Source organism: Pseudomonas sp. B7(2017) (assembly GCF_002112745.1).
GTDB classification, from domain to species: Bacteria; Pseudomonadota; Gammaproteobacteria; order Pseudomonadales; family Pseudomonadaceae; genus Aquipseudomonas; species Aquipseudomonas ekonensis.
The window spans coordinates 50,275-75,885 of the sequence record NZ_NEIP01000020.1 but is presented as its reverse complement, the minus strand read 5'-3'; the positions used below and the strand labels follow the sequence as shown (position 1 = coordinate 75,885).

23 protein-coding genes and 1 pseudogene are annotated in these 25,611 nt (G+C 67.2%); 15 read left to right on the top strand and 9 right to left on the bottom strand.

All coding sequences use genetic code 11. From position 1 onward, the window contains the following. Positions 1 to 47 precede the first annotated feature (47 nt). The gene (locus CAG29_RS25345) at positions 48 to 1,406 is read left to right on the top strand and encodes an 8-oxoguanine deaminase (RefSeq protein WP_085634065.1); all 1,359 of its coding nucleotides are present in this window, start codon (positions 48 to 50) and stop codon (positions 1,404 to 1,406) included. 190 nt (positions 1,407 to 1,596) lie between these two features. Beyond that, complete coding sequence (locus tag CAG29_RS25340) at positions 1,597 to 2,550, top strand: adenosine deaminase (RefSeq protein ID WP_085582608.1); 954 nt, start codon at positions 1,597 to 1,599, stop codon at positions 2,548 to 2,550. A 111-nt stretch (positions 2,551 to 2,661) separates the two neighbouring features. Here CAG29_RS25340 and CAG29_RS25335 read toward each other — a convergent pair whose 3' ends face one another. Together CAG29_RS25335 and CAG29_RS25330 are read right to left on the bottom strand one after the other, a co-directional pair. Further along, positions 2,662 to 3,393, bottom strand: coding sequence for a helix-turn-helix transcriptional regulator (locus CAG29_RS25335; protein ID WP_085582610.1), 732 nt, complete (start codon positions 3,391 to 3,393; stop codon positions 2,662 to 2,664). Between the two features lie 225 nt (positions 3,394 to 3,618). After that, the gene (locus tag CAG29_RS25330; RefSeq protein WP_085582612.1) at positions 3,619 to 4,548 is read right to left on the bottom strand and encodes a LysR family transcriptional regulator; all 930 of its coding nucleotides are present in this window, start codon (positions 4,546 to 4,548) and stop codon (positions 3,619 to 3,621) included. A 117-nt stretch (positions 4,549 to 4,665) separates the two neighbouring features. Between CAG29_RS25330 and CAG29_RS25325 the strand changes: the two genes are divergently transcribed. The 3 genes from CAG29_RS25325 (at position 4,666) to CAG29_RS28595 (ending at position 6,311) form a co-directional block, all read left to right on the top strand. After that, the gene (locus tag CAG29_RS25325) at positions 4,666 to 4,959 is read left to right on the top strand and encodes a putative quinol monooxygenase (RefSeq protein ID WP_085695312.1); all 294 of its coding nucleotides are present in this window, start codon (positions 4,666 to 4,668) and stop codon (positions 4,957 to 4,959) included. Between the two features lie 27 nt (positions 4,960 to 4,986). Then, a complete protein-coding gene (locus CAG29_RS25320) occupies positions 4,987 to 6,000 on the top strand; it encodes a zinc-binding alcohol dehydrogenase family protein (RefSeq protein WP_085695308.1) in 1,014 nt (337 codons plus the stop codon). A 137-nt stretch (positions 6,001 to 6,137) separates the two neighbouring features. Further along, positions 6,138 to 6,311, top strand: a complete 174-nt coding sequence (locus tag CAG29_RS28595; protein WP_170929978.1) for a hypothetical protein — start codon at positions 6,138 to 6,140, stop codon at positions 6,309 to 6,311. A 10-nt stretch (positions 6,312 to 6,321) separates the two neighbouring features. Here CAG29_RS28595 and CAG29_RS25315 read toward each other — a convergent pair whose 3' ends face one another. Together CAG29_RS25315 and CAG29_RS25310 are read right to left on the bottom strand one after the other, a co-directional pair. Further along, positions 6,322 to 7,524, bottom strand: a complete 1,203-nt coding sequence (locus CAG29_RS25315) for a multidrug effflux MFS transporter (protein ID WP_085634063.1) — start codon at positions 7,522 to 7,524, stop codon at positions 6,322 to 6,324. A gap of 104 nt (positions 7,525 to 7,628) precedes the next feature. Further along, complete coding sequence (locus CAG29_RS25310) at positions 7,629 to 7,826, bottom strand: heavy-metal-associated domain-containing protein (protein ID WP_085695307.1); 198 nt, start codon at positions 7,824 to 7,826, stop codon at positions 7,629 to 7,631. 150 nt (positions 7,827 to 7,976) lie between these two features. Between CAG29_RS25310 and CAG29_RS25305 the strand changes: the two genes are divergently transcribed. The 3 genes from CAG29_RS25305 to cueR all read left to right on the top strand — a co-directional run bounded on the left by CAG29_RS25305 (position 7,977) and on the right by cueR (position 11,389). Continuing rightward, a complete protein-coding gene (locus CAG29_RS25305; RefSeq protein WP_085582620.1) occupies positions 7,977 to 8,360 on the top strand; it encodes a hypothetical protein in 384 nt (127 codons plus the stop codon). A gap of 225 nt (positions 8,361 to 8,585) precedes the next feature. Beyond that, complete coding sequence (locus CAG29_RS25300) at positions 8,586 to 10,979, top strand: heavy metal translocating P-type ATPase (RefSeq protein ID WP_085634062.1); 2,394 nt, start codon at positions 8,586 to 8,588, stop codon at positions 10,977 to 10,979. Further along, on the top strand, positions 10,976 to 11,389 hold the full coding sequence (gene cueR / locus CAG29_RS25295; RefSeq protein ID WP_085695306.1) for a Cu(I)-responsive transcriptional regulator: 414 nt from the start codon (positions 10,976 to 10,978) through the stop codon (positions 11,387 to 11,389). The genes CAG29_RS25300 and cueR overlap by 4 nt, the downstream gene beginning before the upstream one ends. A gap of 286 nt (positions 11,390 to 11,675) precedes the next feature. On the opposite strand, the gene CAG29_RS25290 is transcribed toward cueR, so the two are convergent. Then, a complete protein-coding gene (locus tag CAG29_RS25290; RefSeq protein WP_085582626.1) occupies positions 11,676 to 12,572 on the bottom strand; it encodes a PA4780 family RIO1-like protein kinase in 897 nt (298 codons plus the stop codon). Positions 12,573 to 12,982: 410 nt separating this feature from the next. Between CAG29_RS25290 and CAG29_RS29180 the strand changes: the two are divergent. Beyond that, positions 12,983 to 14,071, top strand: a pseudogene (locus CAG29_RS29180) (cache domain-containing protein); the annotation flags it as partial. Positions 14,072 to 14,161: 90 nt separating this feature from the next. Continuing rightward, positions 14,162 to 14,929: a methyl-accepting chemotaxis protein gene (locus CAG29_RS29175; protein WP_371857102.1), complete on the top strand. Its 768-nt coding sequence runs from the start codon at positions 14,162 to 14,164 to the stop codon at positions 14,927 to 14,929. A gap of 75 nt (positions 14,930 to 15,004) precedes the next feature. On the opposite strand, the gene CAG29_RS25280 is transcribed toward CAG29_RS29175, so the two are convergent. Next, positions 15,005 to 16,282 (bottom strand): acetyl-CoA C-acetyltransferase, encoded by a 1,278-nt coding sequence (locus CAG29_RS25280; protein ID WP_085582630.1) that lies wholly within the window; start codon positions 16,280 to 16,282, stop codon positions 15,005 to 15,007. A gap of 236 nt (positions 16,283 to 16,518) precedes the next feature. Here CAG29_RS25280 and CAG29_RS25275 point away from each other — a divergent pair, with 236 nt between their 5' ends. From CAG29_RS25275 to CAG29_RS25260, 4 genes are all read left to right on the top strand, one after another. Further along, complete coding sequence (locus CAG29_RS25275) at positions 16,519 to 17,871, top strand: 3-oxoacyl-ACP reductase (RefSeq protein ID WP_085634060.1); 1,353 nt, start codon at positions 16,519 to 16,521, stop codon at positions 17,869 to 17,871. Between the two features lie 2 nt (positions 17,872 to 17,873). Then, entirely contained in the window at positions 17,874 to 18,728 is an 855-nt protein-coding gene (locus tag CAG29_RS25270) for a MaoC/PaaZ C-terminal domain-containing protein (protein WP_085582634.1), read from the top strand. A gap of 356 nt (positions 18,729 to 19,084) precedes the next feature. Further along, positions 19,085 to 20,668: a collagen-like triple helix repeat-containing protein gene (locus CAG29_RS25265; RefSeq protein ID WP_085695305.1), complete on the top strand. Its 1,584-nt coding sequence runs from the start codon at positions 19,085 to 19,087 to the stop codon at positions 20,666 to 20,668. A 133-nt stretch (positions 20,669 to 20,801) separates the two neighbouring features. Beyond that, a complete protein-coding gene (locus CAG29_RS25260; RefSeq protein ID WP_085695304.1) occupies positions 20,802 to 22,472 on the top strand; it encodes a ShlB/FhaC/HecB family hemolysin secretion/activation protein in 1,671 nt (556 codons plus the stop codon). Between the two features lie 834 nt (positions 22,473 to 23,306). Here the strand turns inward: CAG29_RS25260 and CAG29_RS25255 are convergent. The 3 genes from CAG29_RS25255 to CAG29_RS25245 form a co-directional block, all read right to left on the bottom strand. Beyond that, positions 23,307 to 23,714, bottom strand: coding sequence for a response regulator (locus tag CAG29_RS25255; RefSeq protein WP_085582640.1), 408 nt, complete (start codon positions 23,712 to 23,714; stop codon positions 23,307 to 23,309). Positions 23,715 to 23,783: 69 nt separating this feature from the next. After that, positions 23,784 to 23,996 (bottom strand): Flp family type IVb pilin, encoded by a 213-nt coding sequence (locus CAG29_RS25250; protein WP_085582642.1) that lies wholly within the window; start codon positions 23,994 to 23,996, stop codon positions 23,784 to 23,786. Positions 23,997 to 24,101: 105 nt separating this feature from the next. Beyond that, a complete protein-coding gene (locus CAG29_RS25245) occupies positions 24,102 to 24,320 on the bottom strand; it encodes a Flp family type IVb pilin (RefSeq protein ID WP_371856108.1) in 219 nt (72 codons plus the stop codon). 334 nt (positions 24,321 to 24,654) lie between these two features. On the opposite strand from CAG29_RS25245, the gene cpaB reads away from it, so the two are divergent. Then, a complete protein-coding gene (gene cpaB / locus CAG29_RS25240; protein WP_085582644.1) occupies positions 24,655 to 25,605 on the top strand; it encodes a Flp pilus assembly protein CpaB in 951 nt (316 codons plus the stop codon). Positions 25,606 to 25,611: the final 6 nt, after the last annotated feature.

Below are 25,611 nucleotides of genomic sequence, written 5' to 3'. Positions count from 1 at the left end.
CACTGAGCTGGCAACCCTGAACCCTACTTTCAGAGGAGCCGGCCACCATGCCTGCGACCCGTATCTGGCTACAGAATCCCCTCGCGATCTTCACCGCCAACCACCTCGACGCCCGTGGCGGCCTGGTGCTGCAGGACGGCCTGATCGCCGAAACGCTCGCCGCCGGCCAGCGACCGTCCGCGCCGTGCGATCAAGTGTTCGACGCCCGTGAGCACGTCATCCTGCCGGGCCTGATCAACACCCATCACCACTTCTACCAGACCCTGACCCGCGCCTGGGCGCCGGTGGTCAACCAGCCGCTGTTCCCGTGGCTGAAGACCCTGTACCCGGTGTGGGCGCGCCTGACGCCGGAGAAGCTCGCGCTGGCCACCAAGGTCGCCCTGGCCGAACTGCTGCTGTCGGGCTGCACCACCGCCGCCGATCACCATTACCTGTTCCCGGACGGCCTGGAGAACGCCATCGACGTGCAGGTGCAGAGCGTGCGCGAGCTGGGCATGCGGGCGATGCTCACCCGGGGCTCGATGAGCCTGGGCGAGAAGGACGGCGGCCTGCCGCCGCAGCAGACCGTACAAGAAGGCCAAGTGATTCTGGACGACAGCCAGCGCCTGATCCGCGAGTACCACGAGCGCGGCGACGGTGCGCAGATCCAGATCGCCCTGGCGCCGTGCTCGCCGTTTTCGGTGACCCCGCAAATCATGTCGGCCAGCGCCGAACTCGCCGACAAGCTCGACGTGCGCCTGCACACCCACCTGGCCGAAACCCTCGACGAGGAAGACTTCTGCCTGCAACGGTTCGGCCTGCGCACCGTGGACTACCTGGACAGCGTCGGCTGGCTCGGCCCGCGCACCTGGCTGGCCCACGGCATCCACTTCAACCCCGACGAAATCGCCCGCCTCGGCGCCGCCGGCACCGGCATCTGCCATTGCCCGAGCTCGAACATGCGCCTGGCGTCCGGCATCTGCCCAAGCATCGAACTGACCGACGCCGGCGCGCCGCTGGGCCTGGGCGTGGACGGTTCGGCGTCCAACGACGCGTCGAACATGATCCTCGAAGCACGCCAGGCCCTGTATATCCAGCGCCTGCGCTACGGCGCCGAAAAGATCACCCCGGAACGGGTGCTGGGCTGGGCGACCAAAGGCTCGGCGAGCCTTCTGGGGCGCACCGACATCGGCGAGCTGGCGGTGGGCAAGCAGGCCGACCTGGCGCTGTTCAAGCTCGATGAACTGCGGTTCTCCGGCAGCCACGACCCGGTGTCGGCGCTGCTGCTGTGCGGCGCGGACCGGGCCGACCGGGTGATGGTCGGCGGCCAGTGGCGGGTCATCGACGGCCAGGTCGAAGGGCTGGACCTCAAGGGCCTGATCGCTGACCACAGCCAGGCGGCCCGGCAACTGATCGCCGGCGCCTGATCCTCGGGCATCCAGGGTGGGAGCGACGGTATTGCTCCTGCCTTGCGGTGCCTCGACCGACGCCATCGCCAGCTGGCTGGCGCCCAGCGTTTTTGTCCGAGCCGCACGATGATCGCCCGGTCAGGTTTTGCCATCTGTTGCGGCGCACATCTGTAGAATGCCCGCCAACCGCACCAGATGAGAAAAGACCATGTACGACTGGCTGAATGCCCTGCCCAAGGCGGAGCTGCACCTGCACCTCGAAGGCTCGCTGGAGCCCGAGCTGCTGTTCGCCCTGGCCGAACGCAACAAGATCGCCCTGCCGTGGAGCGACGTCGACACCCTGCGCAAGGCCTACGCCTTCAACAACCTGCAGGAATTCCTCGACCTGTACTACCAGGGCGCCGACGTGCTGCGCACCTCCCAGGACTTCTACGACCTGACCTGGGCCTACCTGCTGCGCTGCAAGGCACAGAACGTGATCCACACCGAACCGTTCTTCGACCCGCAGACCCACACCGACCGGGGCATCCCGTTCGAGACCGTGCTCAACGGCATCGCCGCCGCCCTGAAGGACGGCGAGCAGCAATTGGGCATCACCAGCGGCCTGATCCTGAGCTTCCTGCGCCACCTGAGCGAAGACGAAGCGCAGAAGACCCTCGACCAGGCGCTGCCGTTTCGCGATGCGTTCGTGGCCGTGGGCCTGGACAGCTCCGAGATGGGCCATCCGCCGAGCAAGTTCCGGCGGGTGTTCGACCGCGCCCGCAGCGAAGGCTTCCTGACCGTCGCCCACGCCGGCGAGGAAGGCCCGCCGGAGTACATCTGGGAAGCCATCGACCTGCTGAAGATCCAGCGCATCGACCACGGCGTGCGCGCCATCGAAGACGAGCGCCTGATGCAGCGGATCATCGACGAGCAGATCCCGCTGACCGTGTGCCCGTTGTCGAACACCAAACTGTGCGTGTTCGACCACATGTCCCAGCACAACATCCTCGACATGCTCGAACGCGGAGTGAAGGTGACGGTGAACTCGGACGACCCGGCGTACTTCGGCGGTTACGTCACCGAGAACTTCCACGCGCTGCACACCCACCTGGGCATGACCCAGGACCAGGCCAAACGCCTGGCGCAGAACAGCCTGGACGCACGGTTGGTAAAACCCTGACGCCGAAACTGCGCAAGCCCGCCTGCCGGCGATGGGGCCATGGCATTCAACCTCTCCGTTGACTGGACATCCGCCATCGCCGGCATTCGGGCTCCCGCACCCGCATCGCCGCTACGCCATCTCCAGCTCGGGCTCGCGGACAAACCGATGGATTTCCCGCTGCCCCGCCGCCGTCAGCTGCAGCGCCCGGGACTCGTTGAGCAGCATCAGCCAGCCCGATTGCATGAACAGCTGGAGCAACGCCGCGCCGAGCGAGCCGCCCATGTGCGGACGGCGTTCGCTCCAGTCCGGACAGGCGCAGGCCACCTGCACGTTGCGATGGGCCAGGGCCTGGATGAACACGCCCCGGGCCGCCAGTTGCGTGGCCCCCTTGTGGGTGACCGCGACCCGTTGCTCAAGCTGCTCGATCCAGCCGGCATCGAGCAGGCTCTGGTAAAGATCGGCGGCCAGCGTGCCGCCCAGGTGGTCATCGCAAAAGCGCGCGCGCAGCAGCGGCGACGGGGCCGGTCGCGGCCGCAGAATCGGTGCGGTGCGGGTGAGCGCTGGCGGAATGTCCCGGGGGGCGCTGGCGATCGAGGCGCTGGCCAGTGCCTCGATCGCGGCCCCGACCTCCGGCGCCGCCAAGCGGAAAAAGCGCTTGCGCCCACGGTTTTCGACCTTCAACAGACCACCGGAGGACAACCGCGTCAGGTGCGCGCTGGCCGAAGACGGCGACAGCCCTGCCAGCAGGGCCAGTTCCTCGGTCTGCCGGGCCGAACCGTCCATCAGCGCCCACATCATCGCGCTGCGCTTGGGATCGGCCAGCAACGCGGCGATCTGGCTGATGCAAGGTGCATGTTCCATGTATTCACTCCCTGTTGAATCGATTCGACTACTGCCCGCGGGCATCTTGACCGGTCAAGGACCGACGGCCAAGGCGCGCCGGCGGCCGTGCAGCGGACCGCTCGCGCAAACGCCCGGGCAGGCACGAGGCGAGCGCTAGTATAAGCGCGATGGTCGCCGCGTCCCGCGCCGGGACGGGCTTGAGTGGTGATTGATCCTGAGGGAAATTTCTCTATTTGCATGCGACTAATGATCAACCGCGCGCAAAGCGGGAAACCGGCTACCCACTTCCGCGCATCGGCTGGCGAGCATCGCCCGCAAAAGGTTCACCGGCTTACTCAACTGAGCGCGATGGGCGCACAGCAGATTCAGCGGAGCCCGCTCACACAGCAGCTCAGGCAGCAGCACCCGCAGGCGCCCGGCCTCGACATCCGCCGCTACATCCAGCCAGGACTTGTAGGCGATGCCCGCCCCCGCCACCGCCCACAGGCGCACCACGTCGGCATCGTCGCTGAAGCGGTCGCCGCTGACGGTCAACCCGACCTCGCGCTTGCCGTCGTGAAAGGTCCAGTGGTCGTGGACCCGGCCGCCGAGCATGTACAGCAGGCAATTGTGCTGCGCCAACTGCTCAAGCTGGCGCGGCTCCCCGCACCGTTTCAGGTAGGCCGGCGCTGCGCACAGCACGCGGCGGTTGTCGGGCGCGACGGGCAGCGCCACCAGGCTGGAGTCTTCCGGCTCACCGTAGCGCAGGGCGATGTCCACCGGTTGCCGGAACAGGTCGGCGATGCGGTCGCCCAGCAACAGGCGCACGGTGAGCCTGGGGTGTTCGCGCTGGAACTCGTCGAGCCACGGCAACAGCAGGTTGCGACCGAAGTCCGAGGGCGCGGACAGCTGCAAGACACCGCTGACCTGATCCTGCCCGCTGGCCAGCAAGCGCCGGCCCTCATCCAGGCTGCCCAGCGCCGCCCGGGCGTATTCGAGAAACCCTTCGCCCTCGGCGGTCAGGCGCAGGCTGCGGGTGGAGCGCGCCAGCAGACGCGCGCCCAACTGACGTTCGATGCGCTTGAGCGCCGCGCTGGCCACTGCGGCGGACATGTCCATCACCCGGGCCGCCGCCGACAGGCTGCCCAGGTCCGCAGCCCGCACAAACAGCTGCAAGTCATCGAAACGCAGCATCCCGACCTCGATTATCAAAAAACCATTGAAAGAGACTGTTCTTTTAGCCGGTTTTATCGCGCACCGAAATAGCCAATGATCCACCCCATCGAACACATCACGCTTGCGGAGCCGAACATGTCCCAACCCTTCACCGCCATCGCCACCCTGATCGCCAAACCCGGCCGGCAAGAGGCCCTCGAACAGCACCTGCGCGCCCTCATCGAACCGACCCGCGCCGAGGCCGGCTGCAGCCAGTACGACCTGCACCAGGACCTGGCCAACCCGTTGGCCTTCTACATGATCGAACGCTGGGCCAGCGACGAAGCCCTCCAGGCCCACGACGCCAGCGCCCACATCCAGCATTTCCGGGCGCAGGCCGGCGAGTTCCTCGAACACTTCGAACTCAAGCGCCTGCGCGCCATCGCCTGATCCCTTTCCCTTTTCCCGGAGTTCCTCATGAAAGCCATCGCCTATTACGCGTCCCTGCCGATCAGCGACGAGAAATCCCTGCAAGACATCGAACTGCCGGAACCGGTCCCCGGCCCCCGCGACCTGCTGGTGGAAGTCAAAGCCATCTCGGTCAACCCGGTGGACACCAAGGTCCGCCAGAACGTGGCGCCGGAAGGCGGCGCGGCGAAAGTGCTGGGCTGGGACGTGGCCGGCACGGTCAAGGCGGTCGGCAGCGAGGTGACGCTGTTCAAGGCCGGTGACAAGGTGTTCTACGCCGGCTCCATCGCCCGGGCCGGGGGCAACAGCGAGCTGCATGTGGTGGATGAGCGGATCGTCGGCCACATGCCCACGTCCCTGGGGTTTGCCGAAGCCGCCGCCCTGCCGCTGACGGCCATCACCGCCTGGGAACTGCTGTTCGAACGCCTGCAGATCCGCGAAGGCGCGCAAGACGAAGGCCAGAGCCTGCTGATCGTCGGCGCGGCCGGCGGCGTCGGCTCGATCCTGACCCAACTGGCCAGCCGCCTGACCGGCCTGACGGTGATCGGCACCGCTTCCCGCCCGCAGACCCGCGACTGGGTGAGCGCACTGGGCGCCGACCACGTGATCGACCACAGCCAGCCGCTGAGCGAAGCACTCAAACGCGCCGGCATCGGCCACGTGACCCATGTCGCCAGCCTGACCCAGACCGACCAGCATCTGGACCAACTGGTCGAGGCCCTGGCGCCGCAAGGCAAACTGGCGCTGATCGATGACCCCAAGTCGCTGGACGTGACCAAGCTCAAGCGCAAGAGCCTGTCGCTGCACTGGGAGTTCATGTACACCCGCTCGCTGTTCGAGACCGCCGACATGCTCGAACAGCACAAGCTGCTCAACCGGGTGGCCGGGCTGATTGACGACGGCACCCTGAAGACCACGGTCGGCGAGCACTTCGGCCGCATCACCGCCGCCAACCTGCGCCGCGCCCACGCGCTGCTGGAAAGCGGCAAGGCCAAGGGCAAGATCGTACTGGAAGGCTTCTGATCCGCAGGGGTAACGGTGCCGTCCGACGGCGGGCGGCACCGTCAGTCCGAGAATTGACCCTTGTCACAAATGCGATCGCATTCGGGTCTACAATCGAGACCTCTGCGATGCAATCTTTTACGTACGGGAGGTCAGCAATGAAGATCCTGATAAAAGAAGTGGCAAAGTCCCAGTGGCAAGTCCGTCTTGACCAGCACGCCGTGACCTTCCGCAGCGAGGCCGAAGCCTTGGCCTTCACCCGCACCCTCGAAGCGCGCCTTCACGCGCCCCACCGGATCCCCGACCCCGGCCAGCAACGCGCCGCCGGCTGACCCAAGCGCCTCAGGCCTCGGCCTGCGCCAGCGCCAGCGCACGGGCATTCTGCAAACGACGGGTGAACACCGCCGCGCTCACCACCAGCAGTCCGCACAGGCTGATGACCATGGCCATCGGCATCGCGCTGCCGTCGTGCAGCACGCCGACCAGCGCCGCCGCCCCGGACGCCACGCTGAACTGCAGGAAACCGAGCATCGCCGACGCGCTGCCGGCCCGGGCGCCCTGGCCGTTCATCGCACAGGCCGACGCATTCGGCAGGATGCAGCCCAGGCTGGCGATGCAGATGAACAGCGGAATCAGCAGCGGCCACAGCGCAGCGGTATGCAGCGCACTGACCGCCAGCAGCGTCAGCCCGGCCGTCAGGTACACCCAGACCGCACGCGCCAGCAGGAACGCCGGGCCGCGCTTGGCCAGCAGCCGCGCATTGACCTGCGCCACCAGAATGAACCCCGCCGCGTTGGCGCCGAAGAACCAGCCGAAATGCTCGGCCGGGACGCCGTAGAGTTTGATCAGCACGAACGGTGAACCGGCGATGTAGGAAAACATCCCGGCGATGGCGATGCCGCCGGTCAGGGCGTGGCCGAGATAGATCGGATCCTTGATCAGCCGTCCGTACTGGCGCAGCGCGCCGGACAACGGTTGACGCGGCACATGGGCCGGCAGACTTTCCGGCAGGCCCAGCGCCACCGCCACTCCCGCCAGCGCGCTGAAGCCGGTCAGCGCCAGGAAGATCGACTGCCATCCCGTGGTGTTGACCAGCAGGCCGCCGAGCATCGGCGCCAGGATCGGCGCCAGCCCCATCACCAGCATCAGTTGCGAAAAGACCTTGGCCGCGCCCACCGCGTCGCACTTGTCGCTGACCACCGCCCGGGAGATCACCATCCCCGCGCAGCCGCCGAGCGCCTGCACGAACCGCGCGCCGATCAGCCACTCCAGGCTCGGCGCATAGGCGCACGCCAGGGAGGCGACGGTGAACAGGCCGATGCCGGTGAGCAGCGGAATGCGCCGGCCGAAACGGTCAGCCACCGGGCCGTACAGCAACTGGCCGAAAGACAGCCCGAGGAAATACGCCGCCAACGTCAGCTGAACGTGTTTCTCATCGGTGCCGAACGCCTGCGCCATGGACGGGAAGGCCGGCAGATAGAAGTCGATCGCCAGCGGGCCGAAGGCGCTCAAGGCACCGAGAATCAGAATTGTACGCAGGTTCATCAGGCATCCAGGTCGGGCAAGGTGTCGGGCATGGGACAAGCCCGACAGTCTAGCCGCGCCGGGACGCCTCGGACAGTCCGGTAGCTCGCTATCTATCGAACCGGTCAGGCAACCTTGACGGCGTAGCCTTCCTCGCTGATGGCGGCGATCACTTGTTCGGCGCTCAGCGCACTCTCGATACCCACTTCCCTGGCCGCCAGATCGACCCGCACGCTGGCGGCGGGATCCTTGCTCTGCACCGCCTGGGTGATGGCCCGGACGCAGTGACCGCAGGACATGCCTTCTACCGTGAACACTTGCATGGAACGACTCCTTTTCGAGTGAGGTTGCCGGCAGTCTCAGGCTTGCCACCATGGCAAGGTCAAGTTCTGCGAACAACTGCCGGGCTGGCAATCGACGCTTCAGTCGGCCAAGCTGCGTGCATCAATGACTCGATTTCAGGAGATTCAGCCATGCGCTGGTCAGTTTTCAGCCTGTTTGGCTTCCTCAGTCTCTTTGCCGCGATCCCTTCGGCGCACGCCGCCGCCGAGGATTACGGGGTGCTGATCATTTCCCGCGAGCGCCTGGAAGTCTCGACCCCCTGCGAGATCGGCATCTACATCCAAGACCAACTGTCGGCGCGGCTGTTCCAGGAACAGAGCACCTCGTTCAACCTGCCGCCGGGCACCGTGTCGCTGCGCCTGAAACTGCTGCCGGGGCAAATGCCGGGCTGCAATCCGGGCATGCTGGCGCCGGGTTCCCAGGACATCACGCTCAAGGCCGGCGACGTGCAGAAATACCGGATCGCCATGACCCGCGACGGCATGTACCTCAAGCGCACCGGGCTGGGCTACTGAGCCTCAGTTCCTGCTTTGCGGTGTCTAGACGGGCGCCATCGCCAGCAGGCCGGCTCCCACAGGGAATCTCGCCTGACACCGCGGAACACTTGTGGGAGCCAGCCTGCTGGCGATAGGCCCCCCAAGTGCACCGCCCTCCCCTGCGACAAACTGGCGATTGGCGCTTGACCTTGCCCGCATGGCAAGGTTGATCCTTGTAGGCATCCACTACAGGGAGTACGACCGATGTCCGAATCCATCACCTTCGACCTGCCCATCGCGGGCATGACCTGCGCCAGCTGCGCCGGTCGGGTCGAGCGGGCCTTGAGCAAGGTCAGCGGCGCCAGCGCCGTGAGCGTCAACCTCGCCACCGAGCAGGCCCGCGTGCAGGCGCCCGGCGACAGTCTGCCGGCGCTGATCGACGCCGTGGCGCACGCCGGCTACAGCGTACCGCAGCAGACGCTGGAACTGAGTATCGACGGCATGACCTGCGCCTCCTGCGTCGGCCGGGTCGAACGCGCCTTGGCCAAAGTCGCCGGGGTGAAGCACGTCAGCGTCAACCTCGCCAACGAACGGGCCCACCTGGAGCTGCTCGGCGCCGTCGACCCGCAGCGCCTGATCGCCGCCGTGAGCAAGGCCGGCTATTCGGCCAGCGTCTTCGAGCTTGAGCAGCCCGGCGCCGACACCCAAGAACAACGCCTGAACCATGAGCGCTGGGCGCTGTTCTGCGCCATCGCCCTGGCCTTGCCGCTGGTGCTGCCGATGCTGCTGCAACCGTTCGGCGTGCACTGGATGCTGCCGGCCTGGGCGCAGTTCGCCCTCGCCACGCCGGTGCAGTTCATCTTCGGCGCACGGTTCTACAAGGCGGCCTGGAAAGCCGTGCGCGCCGGGGCCGGCAACATGGACTTGCTGGTGGCCCTGGGCACCAGCGCCGGTTATGGCCTGAGCGTGTACGAATGGGCCACCGCCGCCGGGCGCATGCCGCACCTGTACTTCGAAGCGTCGGCGGTGGTGATCGCCCTGGTGTTGCTGGGCAAATACCTGGAAAGCCGCGCCAAGCGCCAGACCGCCAGCGCCATCCGTGCGCTGGAGGCGCTGCGGCCCGAGCGTGCCGTCCAGGTCGTCGACGGCCGCGAACAGGACGTGGCCATCAGCGCCTTGCGCCTTGACGACATCGTGCTGGTCAAACCCGGCGAACGTTTCCCGGTGGACGGCGAAGTGCTCGAAGGCCAGAGCCATGCCGACGAAGCGCTGATCAGCGGCGAAAGCCTGCCGGTGCCCAAGCGGCCGGGGGACACGGTCACCGGCGGCGCCATCAACGGCGAAGGCCGCTTGCTGGTGCGCACCACCGCCCTCGGCGCCGAAAGTGTGCTGGCCCGCATCATCCGGCTGGTGGAGGACGCCCAGGCGGCCAAGGCGCCGATCCAGAAACTGGTGGATAAAGTCAGCCAAGTGTTCGTGCCCACCGTGCTGGTGCTGGCGCTGGCCACACTGGTCGGCTGGTGGCTGTACGGCGCACCGCTGGAGACCGCGCTGATCAACGCCGTCGCCGTGCTGGTGATCGCCTGCCCGTGCGCCCTCGGCCTGGCCACGCCCACCGCGATCATGGCCGGCACCGGCGTGGCGGCGCGCCACGGGATCCTGATCAAGGACGCCGAGGCGCTGGAGCGGGCCCATGAGGTCAACGCCGTAGTCTTCGACAAGACCGGCACCCTGACATCCGGCACCCCGCGCATCGCCCACTTCAGCGCACTGGACGGCGACGAAGACACCCTGCTGAAACAGGCCGGCGCCTTGCAGCGCGGCAGCGAACACCCGTTGGCCAAAGCGGTGCTGGACGCCTGCGCCGAACGCCGGCTGAGCGTGCCGGACGTCAGCGACAGCCAGTCCCTGACCGGCCGCGGCATCGCCGGCCACCTCGACGGGCGGCGCCTGGCCCTGGGCAACCGCCGGCTGCTGGAGGAAAGCGGACTGGGCGCCGGCACGCTGGCCGACGCCGCCAGCGCCTGGGAGGCCGAAGGCCGCACCCTGTCGTGGCTGATCGAGCAAGGCCCCGAACCGCGCGTGCTCGGCCTGTTCGCCTTCGGCGACACCCTCAAGCCCGGCGCCCTGCCCGCCGTGCAGCGCCTGGCCGCAGAAGGCATCCACAGCCACCTGCTGACCGGCGACAACCGCGGCAGCGCCCGGGCGGTCGCCGAGGCACTGGGCATCGACAGCGTGCACGCCGAAGTGCTGCCGGCGGACAAGGCCGCCACGGTCGCCGAGCTGAAGAAATCCGGCGTGGTGGCGATGGTCGGCGACGGCATCAACGACGCCCCGGCCCTGGCCGCCGCGGACATCGGCATCGCCATGGGCGGCGGCACCGACGTGGCCATGCATGCGGCCGGCATCACCCTGATGCGCGGCGACCCGCGCCTGGTGCCGGCGGCCCTGCAGATCAGCCGCAAGACCTACGCCAAGATCCGCCAGAACCTGTTCTGGGCCTTCGTCTACAACCTGATCGGCATCCCGCTGGCGGCGTTCGGCCTGCTCAACCCGGTGCTGGCCGGTGCGGCGATGGCGCTGTCCAGCGTCAGCGTGGTGAGCAATGCGCTACTGTTGAAGACTTGGCAACCCGAGGATCCGGAGGACAACCGATGAACATCGGCCAAGCGGCCCGCCACAGTGGCCTGAGCGCGAAGATGATCCGCTACTACGAGTCGATCGGCCTGCTCCAGGCGGCCCACCGCACCGACAGCGGCTATCGGATCTACGGCGACGGCGACCTGCACACCCTGGCGTTCATCAAGCGCTCGCGCAACCTGGGCTTTTCCCTGGAGGAGGTCGGCAAGCTGCTGACCCTATGGCAAGACCGCCAGCGCGCCAGCGCCGACGTGAAGGCCCTGGCCCGCCAGCACATCGACGAGCTGAACCAGAAAATCCGCGAACTGGGCGAACTGCGCGACACCCTGCAGGACCTGGTGGAGCACTGTCACGGTGACCACCGCCCGGACTGCCCGATCCTCAAGGAACTGGCCTCGGGGTGCTGCGCGCAGCCGGTCCGCGCTTGAGATCCATCGCCAGCAGGCTGGCTCCCACACTGGCATCGTGATTCACGCCAATCACTGTGGGAGCTGGCTTGCCAGCGATGGGGCCAGAACATTCAACATTGAGGGAGGCTGTCAGGCCGCTATCGCTGGCAAGCCAGCTCCCACAGGTACTGCGAATCCACTCATCGGCGCTCATCCCAAACCATTGCGGGAGATTGACTGCAAGCGACAGGGCCGGCACAGCCAAATCTCGGTTGGCTGTCTGGCAGCTATCGCCAGCAGGATTTCAGTGTCCGGAGTCACTCGCTCATTGCATCCACGGCGGCGTCGGCGGCTCGTCGGACTTGCCCGGGGGCGCATCCTCCGCTTCACGCAGGGCCCGGCGGCGTTCCTCCTCGCGGCGGGCGGCTTCGATCTCGCGCATCACCCCACCGACATCCGCCAGCTCTTCGGAGTCGGCGAACTCACCGGTCAACACGCTGCCCGGATGCAAGGTGCCGGCCTCGTAGAGCGCCCACATTTCCTTGGCGTAGCGGGTCTTCTTCAGCTCCGGGGCGAACCGGCCGAAGTACGACGCCATGTTGCCGACGTCCCGCTCCAGCATGCTGAAGGCGTGGTTGTTGCCCGCCGCGTCCACCGCCTGCGGCAGGTCGATGATGACCGGCCCGCTCGGCGCCAGCAGCACGTTGAACTCCGACAGGTCGCCGTGCACCAGGCCGGCACACAGCATCAGCACGATCTGCGAGATCAGGAACGCGTGGTACTCACGGGCCTGGTCCGGCTCCAGCACCACGTCGTTGAGCCGCGGGGCCGCGTCGCCGTGCTCGTCGGCCACCAGTTCCATCAGCAGCACGCCCTCCAGGAAGTCGTACGGCTTGGGCACCCGCACGCCGGCGTTGGCCAGGCGGAACAGCGCCGCGACCTCGGCGTTCTGCCAGGCGTCCTCGGCCTCCTTGCGCCCGAACTTCGAGCCCTTGGCCATCGCCCGGGCCTGCCGGCTGTTGCGCACCTTGCGGCCTTCCTGGTACTCGGCCGCCTGACGGAAACTGCGTTTGTTCGCCTCCTTGTAGACCTTGGCGCAACGTAACTGATTGCCGCAGCGCACCACATAAACAGCTGCTTCTTTACCGCTCATGAGCGGGCGCAGCACTTCGTCGACCAGACCGTCTTCGATCAGGGGTTCAATGCGTTTTGGAGTCTTCATCAGCTTTTATTGTGGGTCCTTTATAACCAAACACGCGAATGTCACTCGTTATACGGCAATCCTCGCGTCACGGGGAGGGGTTGCCGACCTGTGAACCTGCGATGCACACACTGTGCCGGAACGTGGCGAATCATAGCCGAGCCTGAGCGGACTGTTATCGGCGGATCCCGAAGGCATTTGCGACAGAATCTGACACAGGGAGCCGCCGCCCGAAGGATTTTTCCGCGCGGCCCTCAACTTCCCTCTCCGCCAGCCGAAGTCCTCAGAGACAGAGGATTTTGTCCGACAATCGTTCCCCGAAAAAGAACGAAGCCGCCCCGAAGGATCCGGACGCTGCACAACGTTTTTCGGCTGCCAATAACCGCGAGTCATCTGCACTGCGTGGGCTAACAAGAAAATCTGGAGCGCGGATGAACATCAAACAGAAGTTGACTTGGGCGTTTGCGATCATCGCCTGCTTGCCGGTGGTGCTGGTCGCCACCCTGGTGGTACTGAACCTGCGCAGCGATGCCCGGGACGAATTCGTCGACGGCAGCGGACGCGAGATCCGCCAGGTCAGCAACGCCATGCAGCTGTTCTTCGACGGCATCAGCCAGAACGTCGACTACCTGGCGACGCAACCGCTGATCAAGAACACCGACGACAGCCTCAAGACCTACATGAGCGCCAACGCCGAGAGCGTCCCCCAGGGCGAGATGGACAAAAAGGTGTTCGCCTTCCTGCAGGACCTGGGCAACAGCCACCCGGCCTACGCCTATGCCATCGTCGGCACGGCGGCCGGCGGCTACGTGTCGTGGCCCGACGACCCCAAGCTGAACAACTACGACCCGCGCCAGCGCCCCTGGTACAAGGCCGCCCAGGCCAAGCCGGGCAAGCCGCTGCGCACCGCCGCCTACTACTGGGCGCAGGACGACGCGACCTACGTCAGCACCGTGCGCACCATCGACAACAAGCTGGGCGCCAACGGCGGCGTGGTCAGCATCGACGTGACGCTCAAGCAGCTCACCGAGATCGTCAAACAGATCAAGCTCGGCGAAACCGGCTACCTGATGCTGCTGGAGAACAGCGGCACGGTGCTGGTGGATCCGAAGCGCCCGGAACACAACTTCAAGGCCCTCGACAGCCTCGGCGACGGCTATGCGCAACTGGCCAAGGCCGGCAAGGGACTGGTGGAAGTCGAGCTGGACGGCGAACGCTACATGGCCAACGTCTGGCCGTCGGAGCAACTGGGCTGGACATTCGTCGGCCTGATCAAGCGCAGCGACGTGATGAGTTCCGCCACCCAGCTGACCTGGCTGATCGCAATCATCGCCGCGGTGCTGGCGGTGGTGTTCGCGGTGGTCGGCGCCAGTTTCGCCAGCCTGATCGTGCGGCCGATCCGCAGCGTGGCCAGCGGCCTGGAAGGCATCGCCCAGGGCGAAGGCGACCTGACCAAGAACCTCGACATCCGCGGCAGCGACGAAACCGCGCAACTGGCCAACTGGTTCAACCAGTTCCTCACCGCGATCCGCAGCCTGATCCAGCACATCGGCGGTGCGGCGGGGAAAATCCTCGCCACCTCGCAGAGCTCCACCCGGGTCTCCGGCGACATGGCCGAAGCCGCCGGGCGCCAGCGCGAAGCGGTGGACATGGTGTCCACGGCGTTCCACGAAATGGTCGCCACCGCCAACGAAGTCGCCCGCTCGTGCAGCCAGGCCGCCGAGTCCGCCGACAGCGGCCAGCGCCAGGCGCGCCACGGCCAGCAGCAGATCGACGCGGCGGTGAACAGCGTCGACCAGTTGAGCCAGGAGCTGGAGCAGTCGGCCCAGTCGATGCAGCAGCTGGAGCGCGACAGCAACGACATTCAGTCGATCCTCGGCACCATCCGCTCCATCGCCGAACAGACCAACCTGCTGGCGCTCAACGCCGCCATCGAGGCGGCCCGGGCCGGCGAGCAGGGCCGCGGCTTCGCGGTGGTGGCCGATGAGGTGCGGGCGCTGGCCAAGCGCACGGCGGACTCGACGGCGGAAATCGACGGGCTGTTGGGCAACCTCGCCCGCCGCACCAGCGAAGTCACCCAGCAGATGCGCGCCAGCCTCGACGTGTCGCAGCAGTCGGTGGCGCGCATCGGCGAAGCGCGGGAAAGCTTCGGCCAGATCCGCGAATCGGTGGACGTGATCCGCGACATGAACACCCAGATCGCCACGGCCGCCGAAGAGCAGCACCAGGTGGCCGAAGACATCAACCGCCACATCAGCCAGATCCATGGCGATGCGCAACTGGTGGCGGAACTGGCGAACTCGGCGCGGCTGGACTCCCAGAGCCTGGCGGGGCTGTCGAACGAGCTGGACGGGTTGGTCAGACGCTTCCGCACCTGACGTTTTCTGCGGCGCCTTCACTGGCGCCATCGCCAGCAGGCTGGCGATGGCGGCCGAGAGGCCGCCGACAGTCCCTCAGCGTTCGAGGATGGCAGTGACGCCCTGCCCGCCCGCCGCACAGATCGAGATCAGGCCGCGCCCCTGGCCCGCCGCGTCCAGCAGCTTGGCCAGGTTGGCCACGATCCGCCCGCCGGTCGCGGCGAACGGATGCCCGGCCGCCAGCGAACTGCCCTTGACGTTCAGCCGGCTGCGGTCGATGGCGCCCAGCGGCGCGTCGAGCCCCAGACGGGTCTTGCAGTAGTCCGCATCCTCCCAGGCCTTCAAGGTGCACAGCACCTGGGCGGCGAACGCTTCGTGGATCTCGTAGTAGTCGAAATCCTGCAGGGTCAGGCCGTTGCGCGCCAGCAGACGCGGCACCGCGTAGACCGGCGCCATCAGCAGCCCCTCGGCGCCGTTGACGAAATCCACCGCCGCCGCTTCGCCGTCCCGCAGGTACGCCAGCACCGGCAGCCCCCGCGCCTGCGCCCACTCCTCGCTGCCCAGCAGCACCACCGAGGCGCCATCGGTCAGCGGCGTGGAGTTGCCGGCGGTCAGCGTGCCCTTGGCGCTCTTCTCGAAGGCAGGCTTGAGGGTCGCGAGTTTTTCCAGGGTCAGGTCCGGGCGCAGGTTGTTGTCGCGGGTGAGGCCCAAAAACGGCGTGGTCAGGTCGTTGTGCCAGCCTTCGCTGTAGGACGCCGCCAGTTTGTGGTGGCTGTCCAGCGCCAGCCGGTCCTGGTCTTCGCGGGAGATGTTCCAGGTCTGCGCCATCAGCTCGCAGTGTTGGCCCATCGAAAGGCCGGTGCGCGGCTCGCCGTTGCGCGGAAACTCCGGGATCAAGTGCCGGGGACGCAATTGCAGAAAAGTCTTGAGCTTGTCGCCCGTGGTCTTGGCCCGGTTGGCTTGCAGCAGGATCTTGCGCAGGCCTTCGCTGACGCTGATGGGGGCGTCCGACGTGGTGTCGACGCCGCCGGCCACGCCGCACTCGATCTGGCCGAGGGCGATCTTGTTGGCCACCAGCAGCGCCGCCTCAAGGCCGGTGCCGCAGGCCTGCTGGATGTCGTAGGCGGGCGTGGCCGGCGACAGCCGCGAGCCGAGCACGCATTCGCGGGTCAGGTTCATGTCCCGCGACAGCTTCAGCACCGCCCCCGCCGCCACTTCGCCCAGGCGCAGGCCGTGCAGGCCGTAGCGTTCGATCAGGCCTTCGAGCGCGGCGGTGAGCATCGCCTGGTTGCTGGCGGTGGCGTAGGGCCCGTTGGAGCGGGCGAACGGTATCCGGTTGCCGCCGATGATCGCGACGCGGCGCAGCTGAGTCATGAAAAGCTCCTTGTTGGATGGCACACCTAAGCAAGTTCCTGGGGCATGGCTGTCTTGATCCAAACCCTGCGGCGCCAGATCCGCCGCCGAGCAGGACGGTTGCGCCTGCCCGATCCGCATTTCTGCGCAAGACCTGCTAAACCTCAGTGTTCAAGCGTAGGCCCTATTGCACGGACCGAACGATTGTTTGCCTTGGGCAGTCCACACTCTGAGCATCTTTTTCCGGAGAGCGTTCCATGTCTGACCGCTATATCGACTTCGCCAACTCGTCCCTCGGACACCGCCTGGTCGGCGCCCTGGGCCTGCCGTCGCCGGTGCGGCTGGAGCGCTGGCAGGCCGGGCGCCTGCGGCCGGTGGAGGGTGCGCTGCTGATCGGCGGCGGGCCGTTGGCCGCCCGCGTCAGCGCCTTCGCCAACCGCCTGACCGACGCCATCTACCGCTACGGCGACGAACCGGCCTCCCTCACCGAGTGGATTCCCGGCGCGGGCCCGAAACTCAAGGCCGTGGTGTTCGACGCCAGCGACCTGCAACGCACCGATCAGCTCAAGCGCCTGCGCGAATTCTTCCAGCCGCTGGTGAAGAGCCTCGACCGCTGCGCCCACCTGGTGATCCTGGGCCGCGCGCCGGAGTCGCTGGACGATCCGTTCGCCGCCAGCGCGCAACGGGCGCTCGAAGGGTTCTCCCGTTCGCTGGCCAAGGAGCTGCGCAGCGGCGGCACCCTGCAGCTGATCTACGTCGGCGACGGCGCCGAGGACCAACTGGAAGGCCCGCTGCGGTTTTTCCTGTCGCCCAAGAGCGCCTTCGTGTCCGGGCAGGTCATCCGCCTCCAGGCCTGCAGCACCCAGGTCAGCGACTGGACACGCCCCCTGGCCGGGCGCAAGGCGCTGGTGACCGGCGCGGCACGGGGCATCGGCGCGTCCATCGCCGAAACCCTGGCCCGCGACGGCGCCGACGTGATCCTGCTCGACGTGCCGCCGGCCAAAAGCGACCTGGAGGCCCTCGCCGCACGGCTGGGCGGGCGCGCCGTCACCCTCGACATCTGCGCCGAGGACGCCGCCGCGCAACTGACCGAACAGTTGCCCGACGGCCTCGACATCCTCGTGCACAACGCCGGCATCACCCGCGACAAGACCCTGGCCAACATGACGCCGGACTTCTGGGACGCGGTGCTGGCGGTCAACCTCAACGCCCCTCAGACACTGACCCAGGCCCTGCTCGACAGCGGCGCCCTGCACGACCACGCACGGATCATCCTGCTGGCCTCGATCAGCGGCATCGCCGGCAACCGCGGGCAAACCAACTACGCGGCGAGCAAGGCCGGGCTGATCGGGCTGGCCCAGGCCTGGGCGCCGACGCTGCAGGCACGGGGCATCAGCATCAACGCCGTGGCGCCCGGCTTCATCGAGACCCAGATGACCGCGCACATTCCGTTCGGCCTGCGCGAGGCCGGCCGGCGCATGAGTTCCCTGGGCCAGGGCGGCCTGCCCCAGGACGTCGCCGAGGCGGTGGCGTGGCTGGCGCAGCCGGGCACCGGGGCATTCACCGGGCAGGCCTTGCGGGTCTGCGGACAAAGCGTGTTGGGGGCCTAGGCATGAGCAACGACTGGCAGACACTGGAGCGCGAACCGGGCTTGCCCGGCCTTTACCTGCGGGCCGCGACCCGCCGCAAAATCACCGGCACCACCCTGCCCGACCTGGGCCTGCGCTGCTGGGTGGACGTCGATGGCCGGCGGCTGGCGGCCTACCGCACCGTCTGCGGCTTCGCCGACGACGGCCTGCTGCCGCCGACCTATCCGCACATTCTGGCGTTCGCCCTGCAGATGCGCCTGCTGACGGACAAGGCGTTTCCGTTCCCTTTGCTGGGGCTGATCCACCTGAGCAACCGGCTCCGCGTGCTGCGGCCGATGGGCGGGGTCAGCCGGGCGCTGGTGGGCGTGCAGGTGCGCAACCTGCAGCCCCATCCCAAAGGCGCGACCTTCGATCTGCTGACCACCCTCGACGATCAGCTCGGGCCGCTGTGGGAAGCCGAAAGCCGGATGCTGTGCCGCGGCGTGAAGCTTGAGGGCGAGCCGCAGGCCTCGTCGTGGGAACCGTCGCTGCCCCTGACGGAAGTGGCGCAGTGGAACGCTCCGGCGGACATCGGCCGGCGATACGCCAAGGTGTCCGGCGACTGCAACCCGATCCACCTGAGCGGCCCCAGCGCGAAGCTGTTCGGCTTCCCCAGCGCCATCGCCCACGGCCTGTGGAACAAGGCCCGCACCCTCGCCGCGCTGGCCGACCGGCTGCCCAAGGCCAACCTGGAGGTGACCGTGCACTTTCGCAAACCGGTGCGCTTGCCCAGCGAGGTGACGCTGCTGGCCAGCGCCGCCGGTTCCAGCGGCGAATTGCGCCTGACCGGAGCCGCTGGACTGGAGCACATGGTGGGCGACTGGCGACCGGTCGCTTGAGCGGGGTTCCGGCCGGCGGCTGAGCCACCGGGCGGGAGCACGCTCCCTCGCCGAGGGCGGTGGGGCGACCTGGAAATTGTGTGTATATCACTTAAGTTTTTCCGCACCGCCCGCCCCTGCCGCGCCAAACGCCGCCATTGATTTGCAAGGCTTTTTTCGGCGCACCTATCACCACAGGATTAGTCCTTAGGCAGCATCCGCCGCCCCTTGCAGGAAGGCGTTAATACCAACTTGAGAATGGCGTGGATCCAACCGCTCGATTGAGATGACCACAACGGACGAAGGCATCGCCGGCGACAGAACCGGGGAGCCCTCGGCAACAACGAACGTTGTGACAGGTGCAAGGACTCTCAATCATGAACAATCAAGCGTGGTGCAAAACAGCGACAGCTCTGGCATTGATCCTCTCCCTCGGCCTCGCCGGCTGCAGCAGCGGCGGTGGCGGCCATCACAGCAGCTCCGGCAGTTCCTCGTCCGACGGCACCGCCGCCGGCACCAGCGGCACAGGCGGCTCGACCGGAACGGGCGGCACGGGCGGCACGGGCGGCAGCGGCGACACCGCCGGTACCGGAGGAACCGGTGGCACAGGAGGAACCGGAGGTACAGGCGGCACTGGCGGAACGGGCGGCACCGATCCGACCAACCCCACCAACCCGACGGATCCGACCGGCCCCACCAACCCCTCCGGCCCTCAACCCTTGGTGACCAGCACTCTGGTGCAGGACGTGGGCAACACCGTGGCAGGCGTCGGCAACGGCGTCGGTCAGGTCGGCGATGCGCTCAGCGGCCTGCCGGTGGCCGGCGGCATCGTACAGAGTTTCGCCACCACCGCCGGCAACGTCGTGAGCACCTTGGGTGACGGCGTGGCCAACGGCCTCGGCAAGCTGGGCACCACGGACAACGGCCTGGGCGTGACCGCCTCGGCGCTCGGCGGCGTGGTGCAGGATGCGGGCAACGGCGTGTCCGACCTGAGCGGCAAACTGGCCAGCGCCACCGGCAGCATTCCGGTGGTCGGCGGCGTGGTCACCCGGGTCGCGCCGGTGCTCGACGGCGTCGGCGAAAAAGTCACCATGCTCGGCGACACCCTGAGCACCGCCACCACCAGCGGCCCGCTCGGCTCGGCCACCCAACAGGTGAGCAAGCAACTGGTGCCGGTGATCGCCATGGTCGAAAGCACCACCGACAAGCTCGGCAGCGCCACAGGGCTGGGCGCCCCCCTCAACGGTGTGCTGCAGAAGGTCGGCGGCGCCGTCGACGGCCTGGGCAACAACGTCACCGGCGCCGGCAGCGGCAATGCGCTGACCAGCACCGTAGGCGGCGCCCTGAGCAACGTCGGCACCACGGTCGCCAAGGCCGGCGGGCTGACCGACAACGGCACCGGCGGCTCCACCGGCGGCATCGGCGGTGGCCTGGGCGGCACCGGCCTGCTGCAGACCGTCGGCGGCGCGGCGGTCAACGTCGGCGGCGGGGCGGCCACCGGCAACGGCAGCCTGACGGCGCCCGGCGGTGTCGTGGCCTCGGTCGGCAACGTGGTGGCTTCGGTCAACACCGTGCTCGGCGGCTCGGGCACCCCGATCACCAGCCCCACCACGCCGCTGGCAACCTTGGGCACCAACGTGGGCAGCGGACTGGCCCCGGTCACCACGGCCGTCACCAGCCTGACCCAGAACGTCGGCGCCGCCACCGGCGTCGGCAGTCCGGTGGCCAGCCTCACCGGGCAGGTCGGCGCCACCGTCGCCAATGTGGGCGGCGCCATCGCCGGCACCGGCAGCAACCCTGTCGTCACCGCCGTGGGCAACACCGTGACCGCCGTGGGCGGCACCGTCTCCGCCGTCGGCGGCCTGGTCACCGGCGGCACCGGCAACACCGGCAATACCGGCGGCGGACTGGGGGGAGCCCTCGGCGGCCTCACCGGCGCGCTGGGCGGCACCCAACGCTAATTGCACCTGGCCGATTCGACGGCCATCCCTACAGCGCCTACGCTTGGTTGGAGGCGGAAGATCCCCGCGGATCTTCCGCCTTTTTCTTGGGAAAGCATCAGCCAAGTGCTGCGGTCTGAACATGGAGTGTCCTATGCGCATCATGGCGTCCCTGCTGTTTTTCGGTCTCAGTTGCACGGCCCTCGCCGACACCCTGCCCAGCTTCCTCAACAGCAACGAAACCATCCGCAACCTGCCGGTGCCCAACCTGCCGGCCGACGCCTACCGCCCCAGCGCCGCGCCGTTGCAGGTGCCAGAACCCGGCGCCACCGCTGCGCAACCGCTGATGATGGGCACCAAGATCCATTTGAAGACCGTGCAGATCGAAGGCGGCACGCTCTACCCGCTGAACGAACTGGCGGCCATCTACCAACCCCTGATCGGCCGCGAATCCAGCCTCGCCGACCTGATCGAGGCGACCCGCAGCATCAGCCGCCGCTACCAGCAGGACGGCTACCTGCTGTCCTACGCCTTCCTGCCGCAGCAGTCCTTCGACGACGGCGTGGCACGGGTGGTGCTGGTGGAAGGCTACGTGCGCGACGTGCAGGTGCAGGGCGACATCGGCCGGGTCAAGGGCCTGCTCGACCGGCTGGCGGCCAAGATCCAGGCCGAACGCCCGCTGACCCGCAAGACCTTCGAACGCTACACCACCCTGATGACCCGCATCCCCGGCGTCACCCTGCAGGCCCAGGTGCCGCCGCCCGGCACCACCGACGGCGCCACGACGCTGTTGGCCCAGGCCAGCCGCAAGCCGTTCACCAGCACCCTGAGCACCACCGAGGACAACCGCAACGGCACCCAGGCCCTGCTCGGCGTCAGCAGCAACTCGCAGACGTCGATGGGCGAACAGCTGACCCTCAGCGGCCTGTTTCCGCCGGGGGACGACCACGAACATTACTACCGCGCGGACTACAGCCAGTTCATCGACGACGAAGGCTCGCAGCTGATCCTGTCCGCCTCACGCTACCGCGCCGACCCCGGCACCAATGTGCTGCTGGACAACGGTCTGCAACTCAAGCCGCACCGCGAGAACGACCGCTACTCCTTCGGTTTCAGCCTGCCGCTGATCGCTTCGCCCAACGAACTGCTGACCGCCGGCTCGCGCCTGTACGCGGTCAACGACAAGACCCGCTACAAGGTCATCGGCTACCCGCTGAGCGTCGAAGAACGCACCGACATCCGCGCCCTCGCCTTCGAAAGCGACTGGCGCAAGGCCGATGCCCGGCAACTGCGGATCCTCAGCGGCGGCGTCTACCAGGGCTTCGACAGCATGGGCGCCCACACCAACAACGACGCCATCGACCTGAGCTTCTTCCGCCTGCGGCTGTCCGGGGTGCAGAGCGACAAATTCCTCGACAACTGGCAGGGCGTGGCGTCGGCGGCGCTGTACTGGAGCGACGACACCTTGCCCGACAGCGAACGGGCGGTGTTCGGCGGCCAGAACTTCGGCCGCGGCTACCCCGACGACCAGGCCTCCGGCGACAAGGGCTGGGGCGTGGCCTACGAGATCAACTACAGCTTCAACCGCGAGGGCAACTGGGTGCGCATCCTGCAGCCGTACGTGGTGCTGGACCGCTCGCGCAGCTGGTTCAACCGTTTGCCGGTGCAGGCCAACGACCTGTCGTCGGCAGCGGTCGGGCTCAGGTTCGGCGACGCGAAGTACTACAACATCGCCCTGGAGGCGGCCAAGGCAATGTCGGACGAGGCGCTGGACACCTTCAACCGGCGGATGCGGTACAGCATCAGTTTCAGTTATCAGCTGTAGGCTGGTTTTCACAGGGGATTGGGGTGGTCAGGGAGAGATTGGTCGGCTGGCAGGCCGTCATCGCCAGCAGGCTGGCTCCCACAGTTGGATTGGGGGCAGTCAGGTAGAGATTGGTTGCTGGCAGGCCGCTATCGCTGGCAAGCCAGCTCCCACAGGGATTGAGATGGTCTGGTAGGAATTGATTGGCTGTCAGGCCGCTATCGCCAGCAGGCTGGCTCCCACAGGGGATTGGGGTGGTCTGGGAGGGATTGGTCGGCTGTCAGGCCGTCATCGCCAGCAGGCTGGCTCCCACAGGGGATTGAGGTGGTCTGGGAGGGATTGGTCGGCTGTCAGGCCGTCATCGCCAGCAGGCTGGCTCCCACAGGGGATTGAGGTGGTCTGGGAGGGATTGGTCGGCTGTCAGGCCGCCATCGCGGCTCTTCAAAAGGCCGAGTGTCAGCTCGCCTCGCTTTTGATCTTGATCTGCAGGCCCCTTCGGAAGGCTGAGCGGAGGGGTTCATCCGGGGACAGGCGCGCAGCGCCGTTTGGCGCAGCCAAACACACCGGAAGGAGGTGCAGCGAAGCAAACCGTAGCCGATGCCCCCGGATGAATCCCGGAGCGAAGGAACCCCGAGCCTAGGCGAGGGGCCGTACGCTGGGGCCCAGCCTTTTTGGTTACTTTTTTCTGGGCCGGCATTCCGGGCGTTTGAAAAAAGTGACCCGCCGTAAGGGCGGAACCGCCAGCGGCAACACCCGAAGAAACGGATATACACACAAAACAACCCACAACCTGGTCGGCCCACAGGCCGCCAAGGCTAAAGGGTCAAAAGGCCAAAAGGCCAAAAGGCCAAAAGCTCAAGACACATTCACCTTCGGCTTAGGAAACAAATTATCCAACGTCTCCAACAACCTGACGTGATAGATCGGCTTACGAAACAGATCCAGCACCTGCAACCGCAGCATGTCGCTGACGTCTTCCATGTCCGCATGCCCCGACGTCACGATCACCGGCAAATGCTCGCGGGACGTATGCTCGCGCAGTCGCCGGATCAGCGACATGCCGCTCTCCTCCGGCATCCGCAGGTCGGTGATCACCAGGGCAATGTCGGGATGCCGGGTCAGGTGGTGCAGGGCCAGCTTCACCGACGTCGCCGTGTGGCAGACAAACCCCTCGCCCTCCAGCAGCTCCGCCAGCTCCAGCAACGCGTCCTCCTCATCGTCAACCAGAAGCAACTGTTGGCGCGGCAAAGAGGAGGCAGTCATGGGCAATCCCTGAAAGGCAAAAGGTGGAACCGAGTGTAGCGGGGCTTTCGCCGCAGGCGACCGGTCCGGCTACGGCATCTGCGCCGGAGCGGACTGCGCCGAGCCGCCCAGCGCCACCAGGATGTTGTTGAAGATCGCCAGCACCCTGCCCCCCACGGGGGTCACGAACACCACGACCACCACCGCCACCATCGCCACGACAATGGCGTACTCGATGGCCGACGCCGCATCGGTACGGGCCAGAAACAGACGCACACGCATCATCAGGTAATCAAGGAACATGATCGTTCTCCTTCCGACACCGGGGATCCGGTCGCTAGGGTAATGCCTGCACGCACCCTTTCAGGGGCCGCGGGCAGGCACCGACGAGAACAGGGGGGAATTCGCTCAAGGGATCACCGGACGGGTCACCGTTGTCCCGCCGAGGGAGGTCAGAATGGCGTTGAAGATGTTCAGCACCCTTGCGCCGACCGGGGTCACGAACACCACGACGACGACAGCCACCATCGCCACCACAATGGCGTATTCGATCGCCGAGGCGCCGTCATCCTTCTTGAAGAACAGCAGGGCCCGGGCCACCAGATAATCAATGATCATGCGAAGCATACGTCCACTCCTTTGCGCGCCTGGCGCCGATTCACGCAACGGCGGCAAAGCCTCCACCGTGCCATTTGAGCATTGCCAACAAAGCCCGGCGCAACAACTGTAAGAACGGATTAATCACAAAGGATTAATCCGTTCGTGACGCGGCGGTTTGCGTCTGCTAATTGGCCGCCGACCCTACTTTCGTAGGTTATTTTCCGGGCAGTAATGGCGTTTTGGCTCGGATCAGCTAGCGTGGAAATAGCCAAATCGTTGCATGTTCATAGCTGCCTGATTGCGAAGTTCCCTTGTTCAGGAAAGTGCGGGCCAGAGGTGCAGCAGGAAAGGGAGAGCCGTCATGAACAGTCGCGTCACCTTGGGCCTTGCGGCCCTGCTTATGCTCGGGGCAATCGTGGTGGGCTACTGGGGCCTGGTGCTCAGCCGCCAGCCGGCCCCCGTCGCCGAGGCCCCTGCCGCCCCCGCCGCGCCGGCGGCCAGCGTCGAGAAAACCGTCGCCGCCGCCGAAGACCAGACCCGTCAACCGGTGGTGGTGCTGCTGCATGACGTGCCCCCCTTCACACCGCTGACCGCCGCCGACCTTGCCATCGAAAAGCTGCGCAGCGCGCCCGCCGGCAGCCTGGGCACCCTGGAGCAGGCCGTGGGCCGCATGCCCTGGCGCCACCTGAGCGCCGGCACCTGGCTCAACGAAGACAGCTTCACCGCCGGCGGCACGCTGGCGCGCATGATCCGCCGCGACGAGCGCGCCCTGGCGGTGGCGGTCGACGAGGTGATCGGCGCCGCCGGGCAACTGATCCCCGGCGACTACGTCGACGTGCTGCTGTACCTGCGCCAGGACGCCAGCAACCCGCAGCAGTCGGCGCAGACCGTGGTGCCGGCCCTGCGCGTGCTGGGCGTCGGCGAGCAGTACGGCCTGACCAACGACGGCCAGCCCGCCTCGCCGACCCTGGGCGCCGACGAAAAGCTCAAGCAGGACCAGCGCCGGATCGCCGCGCGCACCGTGGTGCTGGCCGTGCCCGAACCCCTGCTGAGCCGGCTGATGCTCGCCACCCAGGTCGGCACCTTGCGCCTGGCGGTGCGCAGCAGCGAAGAACAGCGCCTGGCCAAGTACTGGGCCGGCGAACACGAGGCGCCGCAACACCTCGACGCCGCCGACAGCCAACTCTTCCAGTTCACCCAACTGGCCCTGGGCAGCGCGCCCAAACCGCCGGCGGCCGAACGCAGCACGGGCAGCCCGCGGGCGGCGGTGGAGATCATCCGCGGCAACCAGATCACCCAACAAACCCCATGACTGAGC